The sequence below is a fragment of the Bacteroides sp. 224 genome (assembly GCF_010500995.1).
In the GTDB taxonomy this organism is placed as follows: domain Bacteria; phylum Bacteroidota; class Bacteroidia; order Bacteroidales; family Bacteroidaceae; genus Bacteroides.
Genome location: NZ_QVMK01000067.1, coordinates 1 through 9,126 on the forward strand (window position 1 = coordinate 1; position 9,126 = coordinate 9,126).

3 protein-coding genes are annotated in these 9,126 nt (G+C 37.6%); 1 reads left to right on the forward strand and 2 read right to left on the reverse strand.

What is annotated here, in order from left to right; genetic code table 11:
- Together D0T60_RS18195 and D0T60_RS18200 are read right to left on the reverse strand one after the other, a co-directional pair.
- On the reverse strand, window positions 1-262 hold a 262-nt coding region (locus tag D0T60_RS18195), incomplete at its 3' end, for a hypothetical protein (protein WP_203558375.1).
- Window positions 263-645: 383 nt separating this feature from the next.
- The gene (locus D0T60_RS18200; protein ID WP_163219859.1) at window positions 646-2,997 is read right to left on the reverse strand and encodes a hypothetical protein; all 2,352 of its coding nucleotides are present in this window, start codon (window positions 2,995-2,997) and stop codon (window positions 646-648) included.
- A gap of 465 nt (window positions 2,998-3,462) precedes the next feature.
- On the opposite strand from D0T60_RS18200, the gene D0T60_RS18205 reads away from it, so the two are divergent.
- Complete coding sequence (locus tag D0T60_RS18205) at window positions 3,463-9,024, forward strand: carboxypeptidase-like regulatory domain-containing protein (RefSeq protein ID WP_163219861.1); 5,562 nt, start codon at window positions 3,463-3,465, stop codon at window positions 9,022-9,024.
- The last annotated feature ends 102 nt before the right edge of the window (window positions 9,025-9,126 follow it).

Consider the following 9,126-nt stretch of genomic DNA (forward strand, 5'->3'; position numbering starts at 1 on the left):
ATCCGGTTTCTTTTATGAATTGACAATAGGCAATCACAGGGTTAATACCCAGTTGTATGGACTTATCCCAGTAGATATCAACTAAGTAGATAGCAATTTCCGCTGCTCCTTTTTGGCGTGCCCAGTATTTAACTTTTGTAGCAGAAGCAGTAGGATTTCCTACTATGGGGCGGTCGTAATAATTGGTAGAGGATGCCAGAATACAAATGAAACAAGCAACAATCAGCAAAGAAGTTCTTTTAATGCAATAATTTTTTTCCATGATAGTTTTGTTTTTAATTAATTGTTGGTACAAAACTACTTCAATGTACATAGATGTCGTCCGGAAGAATTCGGATATGTTTTTCCTGATTTCGGGAATTTTCTTCCGAATTTTCTTCCGAATTTCAGGAAATTTAAAAAGGCAAAGAAAATGAGAAAAGGTGGGTGTTTTTAGATTTTTTTATGCTCCTGGGATAATTAACTTTCATCAGAGGATAATCTTCTATGATGCCGACATACGACACCTATGATTCCAGGATAATTAACTTTCGTCAGACCATAATTCTTTGCCATAAGACCGTAACACTTCTATCATGCCGACATAAGTCACTTACCATGCCGAGGTAGGACAGTTATCATCCTTGATAAGATTTACTCATACGTTCACTGGTCGACAGGTGTAGTTGGCTGAGAATTAGATGCGTTTATTCTGGTAGATAGTGTTTGTTTATAGATTATTTCCATCAAATAGCTATAGTTTTTATATTTTCTTATTTTCCGATTTACTTCTCTTTTCACATCACTGATTTGTTTTCCGTTTATTATTACAAAATTTGAAATGTCTTTAGGTTTGATGTTTGGGCATGCTGCATATAGCAATGCTACACATTGCTCGGTTTTATTAAAATGGAGTTCTTCTGTGATTTCTTTTTTTGAATTCCAAAGCAGATAACATTTGCTTATTATTTCATCATGATTTTCATCATGATTATTCTCATAAAATAATTTACTTATTTCATTCAGTGCTTCGTTTATCTCATTTCTTTCCGCTTTTAAAATCTCTTCTTTCTCTTTCTCTGCCTTTTTAGCAGCTTCAAATTCTATTAGCCGTGCCAATAATTCTTTCTTCTTTCTCCATCTCCAATAATAGTATAAACCTCCTCCTATAATACATAAAACGATAAAACTGCCAATTCCCTCTATCCAATATTTTTTTGGAGGCGTAATGTCTATATTCTCTATTTCATTGTTTGATTTATATCGATACATGCCGTTGGGTGATCCGATAATTAGATTGTTTTCTTCGGTTTCAATAGCATTATCATTAAAAGTCAGGTACGTGTGAGAAAAAGAAGGTGTCATAAAGATGAAGTCTTCTGTATGTTGTAAATAGCCAATACCTTTATATCCTACTAAAAAGGAGCCTGTTCCATTATTTCTTATTGTTTTTACGGATTTGGTAAAAAATCCCGGATCGTTTCTTTCTCCATATAGATGAATGGGGCTAATAAAATCGACACTGTCTTTTTGGAACAACCCTTTATTAGAGTATAAAATAAGCTTTTTGGGATCATCGTTGTAAGTAATCATTTGGCGAATACTCCCAATTTCTTCTTTACCTGAGTTTTTAATTGGTTGCAAAAAATCTCCATTGCGCCAAAATAAGCCTTTATTTAGAGTGGCCACATAAGCTCTTTCTCCTTTATTTTGTGTGATGTTTGTTACATATAAATCGGCTGAATTTATGTGGTTAATAGCATGTATTTTAGTGAAATTCAAAGTGTTATCTTGATTTCCTTTTTCTATTTTATATAAATAATGGCGACTCCCGATAAGTAATGTATCTTCAACGTGCAATATATGTTTAAAGTCTAAAAGCTCATTGGTTAAATTGCTTTCTTTTACCCAATTTATACGCTGGGCTTTAGCTTTTTTATAGTCTATTTTATACAGCTTGTTCTTTGTAATCATCCATAAATATTCATTGGAAGCGGTAATTCCTATTATCTTTTCATTGAAATCGATATTGCTAAGTTTACCCAAATATTCAGACTTTCTTTCTCCGAATTTCACCTTATGTAACCGTCCGTCTTTGGTGATAAAATAGGTGTAATCGCCTATTTTATGACATATAATTGCGTTATAGCTATCACCTACTAAGTTTTGATATTTGGAGAATGTATAAAGTTTATTTCCACAAGCCAATAATATGCAGTCTTCCTTTATATGAATAAAGTTTTTATATTCTTTTCCCAATACAGCTTCATCAAAAAACAACTTTCTTTGAGAACCTTTGTGTATGATTCGATCGGAGAATATTTCCCACTCATTATTAAAAGAGTCTGTAATGTAAGCAAAAAGATTGTTTTTATTGTAGCAAAATGTTTTTTCTATTTTTCCTGTTTTTATGTTCAGCAAGTGTCTACAATTGCTTGATGAGGCATATAATAAGCTATCTCCTTTTTGATGGTGTAAGTAAAGTATTTCTTCTCCTTCGCATTTGCGCAAATATTTCTTCTTATCATCTTTACTGATAACCATCAATCCTTTTTGTGTGGCACAATAAACAGAATCTCCACATATTAAAGTTTGATGAACCGGATAATGATTTTTCGAAATAGATTCCGGTAAAAAAGGACTTAAGATGGAATCATTTCTGTTGTCCTTTTTTAAAAAATGCAGACCAAAGCTGGTAGATAAATATAGATCGCCCTCATGTTCGGTGATGTTATATACCGCATAATCAGAAGTAACGATTGAATTTTCTGTATCTGTTTTTTTCTTTATTTTATATTCTTTTTCCAGTTTAACCACATTGTTTTCGATATTAAACCTTCGGAGTCCTTCATCGCGAATGCTTACCCAAAGCGAATTTCCTTCTTCATAGATATCATACACACGATGCCCACCAGCATTAAAAGCGCGTCGTTCATCAGTTATTCTGTTTTCGATAATTACATTACCATTTTCGAATCCAATGAAATCTATATGGTTAAGAATTTTCGACGAAGACACACAACTGATTTTATTCGTATAATTCGAGTGCGTAGGAGCTAATCTGTTTTTATCACAGTTTGTACATATCAGTAGTATGCATGCACAGGAAATGATTAAAAGTAGTTTTTGGCTTTTCATTGTGCTTGAGTAATTAATTAAAGGCTACTGCAAAAATAGATGAAATAGTAATTTGTGCAAAATATAGAGCCTGTTTAAATTTTCCACAGAATAATTATTATAGGATGCTTTCGTTTTTTCTTTCGTACTCTTTTTGTCTGTTTCTTCTCTTTTTGCGGTTCAANTGCGGTTCAAATAGCCCGCTATTCTCACCTTAAAAAGAAAACAAACAGCCTAAAAATAGCACTAAATAAAAGAACGAGCAAAATTTAAACAGGCTCTAAAGTTAAATAAAATTTTCTTTTTCTATAAAAAACTTTATATTTGCTCCAATTTTATGATCACCAACACAAAACCCAACATCTTATGAATACTCATTCTCACCTACTAAAGATTAGTTTATTATCTATTCTATGTTGGTTAACTTGCTCTTTTATTCACGCTCAACCGATTAATTGGAAATATGCTTCCGATGAAACATTTGTTTTCCAAATCAATAATAAAGAGGCTTTAAAGCTCTTACAAAGTAATAATTACACCCCGATTATATCTAAAATGCTTCATACTCCCATTGGGTCTTTTAAAGGCACATGGACAGATATGCCCGAGAAAGGGCATTTTATTTTTGCCAATATCTATAAGAATACCATCAACTATCGTTATCATCCTGTTATGCCTTTCCAGGTGTTTCTATTCAAAGAATATGGAGTGCTGACATTACAAGTTGTTGATAAAGAAGGTGTTATTCGTAAGGATGCCAAGGTAAAACTGCATAAGAAAAGAGTGTATTATGATCGTATAAGTCAAACGTATACCATCAACGATGAATCTAATAAAACCATGCGAGTGCTTACAGTGGAACTTGATGGTTATCAAGCATTCTTCGACTTGCAGAAGCATATTGTTAATCCTATTTGGAATAATAACGGAAGCCCTCACCGACCGGAATTTTATAGCTACCTTATTACCGATAAGAACAAGTACAAACCTAATGAAAAAGTTCGCTTCAAATCTTATTCTTTAACCGGGTCGAAGCGTCCGTTGAAGAAAAACCTGGAAGTGTGGCTAAAGAGTTCGAACTATAACAACTACTTCTATAAAAAGATAACCGAAGTTCCTGCCCATCGTCCCGGTGGCTTTGCCGGAGAAATTCAACTTCACGACTCATTGAAGCTGCGATTAGATACCGATTATAGCATTCATCTTCGGGAAGCAGGTGGACGTATTGTTGCCAATACTTCTTTCAGATACGAAGACTATGAACTCTTGGGTAATAAATTAGACATTGGACTGTCCATGCACAACCATTATTACCCTCATACCAATAAACTCGAAATCCGTGCTACCGATGCCAACGGGCTCTTACTACCCGATTTGAAGGCTGATATTACCATTAAGCGCCGGAATGTATTAAAGTCTTATACCAGTGTATTGTTATTGCCCGATACTTTACTTCATCGGCAGATGATACTCGATCCTTATGCTCCTACTCTTATTGATATTCCTGCCTCTTTGTTTGGTGAGTCCGATTGCGAATATGAGGTTTCTGTTTCTGCTGTTACTGTTGACAATCAACCCATGGTACGTACCGAAAAGGCTATTTTCTATCGTTCCAAATACGATGTATTTCAAACAGTGAAAGATGGAAAACTTCGTTTCTCCTTTTCGGATCTTGGTGTAGAGAAGCCTATCGAAGCAAAGATCAGTTACAATGGTGGAGAGAAAGAAAAACGAATTATGCTGCCTTATACCGAGGAATTTAATCAGTCTTTCTCTTCGTATGAAATAGAAATCCCGAAACATGCTATATCCAAGTCTTTCCCTACTCATTGGATAGGTGCCGGACTATCTTTGAAGGGAGGAATTAACGAAGGCATTCTCGATCTTTCTCTGAATAATCCACTCAACATTGAATTTACATATTATGCGTACGAAGGAAACGTCATGATACAAAAAGGTGCCGGGAAAGAGTTTGATTTTAAAAAGCACACCCTATTGGATGAAAACAATACGTGTTATGTTGAAATATTCTATTTCATTGGCGGACAGGAAAAGGTATATCGCCGCACATTTATCACGCAACCCCATCATTTGAATGTAGATATAGATTTGCCTGAGCGCATTTACCCGGGACAACAACTCACCGGACAAATTAGCGTTAAAGATTATACCGGCCGTGGAGTTTCCGGAGTCGATCTTACTGCTTTCTCTTTCAATAGCCAGTTGAATTATCAGGTTCCCGACCTGCCTTATTTGGGTGATTCTCCTATCACACGCGAACAGAGGGATAGTTATTCCATGCACAAAAAATCTTATACATATAGTGCTCCTTTAGACTTTGGATATTGGCAACCAAGAGCAAATCTATATGAGATGGAGTACTATCGTTTTATTTATCCCAAGAGAATGTTTAAGAAGGTAGTAGAAACCCCCGATTCCATTACTCAATTTGCCCCGTACGTAATGTATCGGGGAAACGAAGAAAAGATATATGTTATTGAGGTTGACGACAAACCGGTATACTTCTCATGGACCACACAACCAAAGGCGTATTCTTTCCCGGTAGAACCCGGACGTCCGCACAAAATAACATTGCGCTTGCATAACCGTGCGCTTATTATTGAGAAGATGTTTTTTGTGCCGGGTAAGAAAATGATTTTAAGCATGGACCTTGAAGCCTTGCCCGATGATGTGGTGGTATTGTGGCTTAATTCAATCACCAGTTACGAATCAAATCGCTACCAATCTTTTGTGGCCGGTTTTCCGCCGCCTTCGTCAAGATTAAATGCAACTTATTTCCGTAAAGACAGTGTTGATTATCTGATCTATCACCCTTCTTTAAGTCTTTATAGAAAAACGATAGCAGGTCCCATTCCGCAAGGATATGCCAGTTACGATGGTAATGTAACCTACAACCACAAAGGGGGGTACCTCTATACTTTTGAAGACAATATTGTGTATCGGGAAAATGAGCCAGGGGCAGTACCTTCTTATTTCAGCTCTTCTTTATCTAATAATTTCAGTAATCTGAACGATTTCCATCTATCACCCCAAGTACTGAAGCAACGAATAGAAGGAAACAGAGAAGGACGGTACATTTGGAACCCTTCTACCATACGAATCAGCCAAGTCGGATTAGATTTGTTGGTGCATCTACCTAAAGAGAAAAATCTTTCGGGAGTTGCCAACCTCCTGTTGCAGCCTGTAGATTCGGGTAGTATCATTTTTCCCAACGAATATAAATACGGAAAGAAGCAATTCTCCCGAATACCTCCCGGAAATTACAACGCTATTGTGCTTTACAATGATGGGAAGTACCTCAAACAAGATTCCTTGCATCTAACAAAAGGTATTTATGCAGAGCTTGCTATGAATGCCTTGCCTTTGCACGAAAAAGACAGTCTTTCCGAGGGATGGTTATTACTGAGCACACACTCGGGCGAAATAGCCGACAGAGGATATGACCAAATGCCTTTGATGGTTGAAAATAGTACCCGTTTTTACCGCACTACTCCCGTTGGCGCAGGCACAGTGATGGGGTATGTATATGATACAGAGGGCGAACCTCTTATCGGTGTGTCTGTTCAAGTGAAGGGAACGTCTGTCGGAACAATAACAGATGTAGATGGTTTCTTCAAAATCAATATAGGGAACTATGGTAATACGCTTGTTTTCAGTTATATTGGTTATATAAAGAAGGAAGTAGAAATAAAAAATAAAACCCAACTCTCGGTAGTATTGGAAGAAGATAACCAAACCCTCGATGAAGTTGTGGTGGTGGGATATGGTACTTCCAGGCGTATGTCTGTTACAGGATCGGTATCTTCTGTTTCTTCCGAACCGGCTAAACGTGCTCCTGATGAAGAAATAGAAGAAACAGAAGATGATGAAGAATCCACTCGCGAAGCCGAAGAGAAACTATATAGCGAATTGTTGTTGCTCAACGGATTGCGTCGTAATTTCTCCGATGTCGGATTTTGGGAACCCCGACTATATACCAACCGCAAAGGGAAAGCTGAATTTACCGTAACCTTCCCCGACAATATAACCAAATGGGAAGCAGTGGTTTATGCCATGAATCGCCGATTGATGACGGGTACCGGACGGAAGTCTATTCGCTCTTATAAACCCTTGATGGGCGAACTGAAAACACCACAATTCCTTACTGTAGGCGATTCGAGCTATTTCGTTGGTACTGTACGTAATTATAGCCAAGACTCTCTTGTGCGTGGCGAAGTACAATTCTTACTTGCTTCCGACACGCTGATGCGTAAAGATATAACCCTCAAAAACTCGCACAACGATAAACTACTGGTTCGGGTAGAAAATACCGACAGCATCACCACCCAATATATGTTCTCTCGCGATGATGGTTACAGAGATGGCGAAGAACGCAGTATTCCTGTAGTTCCGTTGGGAACAAAGCTGGCAAAGGGTAGTCTTGGATTCTTGCGGAATGGTGAAACAGTTACTTTCCAAGCCGAAGAAAATGAAAACTTCGAGATCACCTTAACCGGCAAACAATTAGATATTTACATGAATGCCACTTACTACCTGATGGGGTATGAATATGCATGTAATGAGCAATTGGCATCTAAGCTTATCGGTTTGCTTAATTATAGGATGTATATTCTATACAGTAATAAAGAATTCAAATATGATGATCATGTCAATGAAATTATCCGTCGGTTACTTCTGAATCAGAATGATCAGCAGCTTTGGTCGTGGTGGGGAAATTCCGAATACACTTCTTTCTGGATGTCGTCGCACATTATACGTGCCTTGAGTATGGCAAAGCAGATGGGGTATGAGGTAAAACTGAATGTATCTCAAATAGAGAACAAATATATTTACCTTGCTCCTTATCGTCAGGTGCAGCTTCATGATATTGAAACGTTGCATGCATTAGCCAATTTTGGTGTGTCAGAGAAATATGTAGCAGCCGGAGATTCTTTAATGAAGCTCGTTCGTGAGAATGAAAAGGCAGAAGACCTGTTGGTTGAAAAACATAAATATTATCATAAGCATTCGTTCCTGAAAGAGAAGTTACAGATTTGGGAATTGCAACAACAAAGTCGCCCCGAAGCAGTGAGAGATAGTTTACTTCCTTATCTAAAAGAAGATATTTTGGGGCGTATGTACTGTTCGGACGATTTGCGACCCTATTCCTGGTACTCAAATGCATTAGTAAATACCCTGATAGCCTATCGGATAGTAAGGAAAGACTCTACACTCATGCATCTTAAAGAACCCATGCAGTTGTATATCCTTGCATCTCGTCAGAGTGGATGGAATACCTACCAAGCCTCATCGGCAGTAGAAACTATTTTGCCCGATTTGATGGCTGAATCTTCTACTCGCGAGCACATTGCAGGCGTCCGTGTAACAGGTAAAGAAAACAAAGTCATATCGGAATTCCCTTATCAATTAACGCTGAATCCGGGCGAAAAGCTGACCATCGAAAAGCAAGATGGTATGCCACTCATTTATAACGGATATAGCATAAAACGTGTCACGGAAGAGAACATCACCAAAGCCTTTGCTATTACTACTGCATTGAGTCAATCTCGATTAACAGAAGGTGTGCCCGTCAATATGATGATAGAACTCGAAGTAAAACAGGAAGGTGCAGAGTATGTTATGCTCGAAATTCCTATTCCTGCCGGTTGTAGCTATGCAAACAAAAATACGTCGAGAGGATACCGCGAAACCTATCGTGAGTATTTTAAAGAGAAAACAATGATTTACTGTCAAGACCTACCAATAGGAAGATACACATTCGTCATTGAACTTCTGCCACGCTATACCGGAAGTTATATATTGAATCCGGCAAAAGCAGAATTGATGTACTTCCCTGTTATCAATGCCAATAACGGGTTGAGAAAAGTGGAGGTTCAAAACAAAAATAATACCTTTACAGTGGATTAATAAATAAGTAGATGCTCATAATTAGTTGTATGATACCCCCTCCGCCCTTTGGGCACCTCCCCCTTGCAGGGGAGGAATTCCTGCGGCATCGACTCCTCCCCT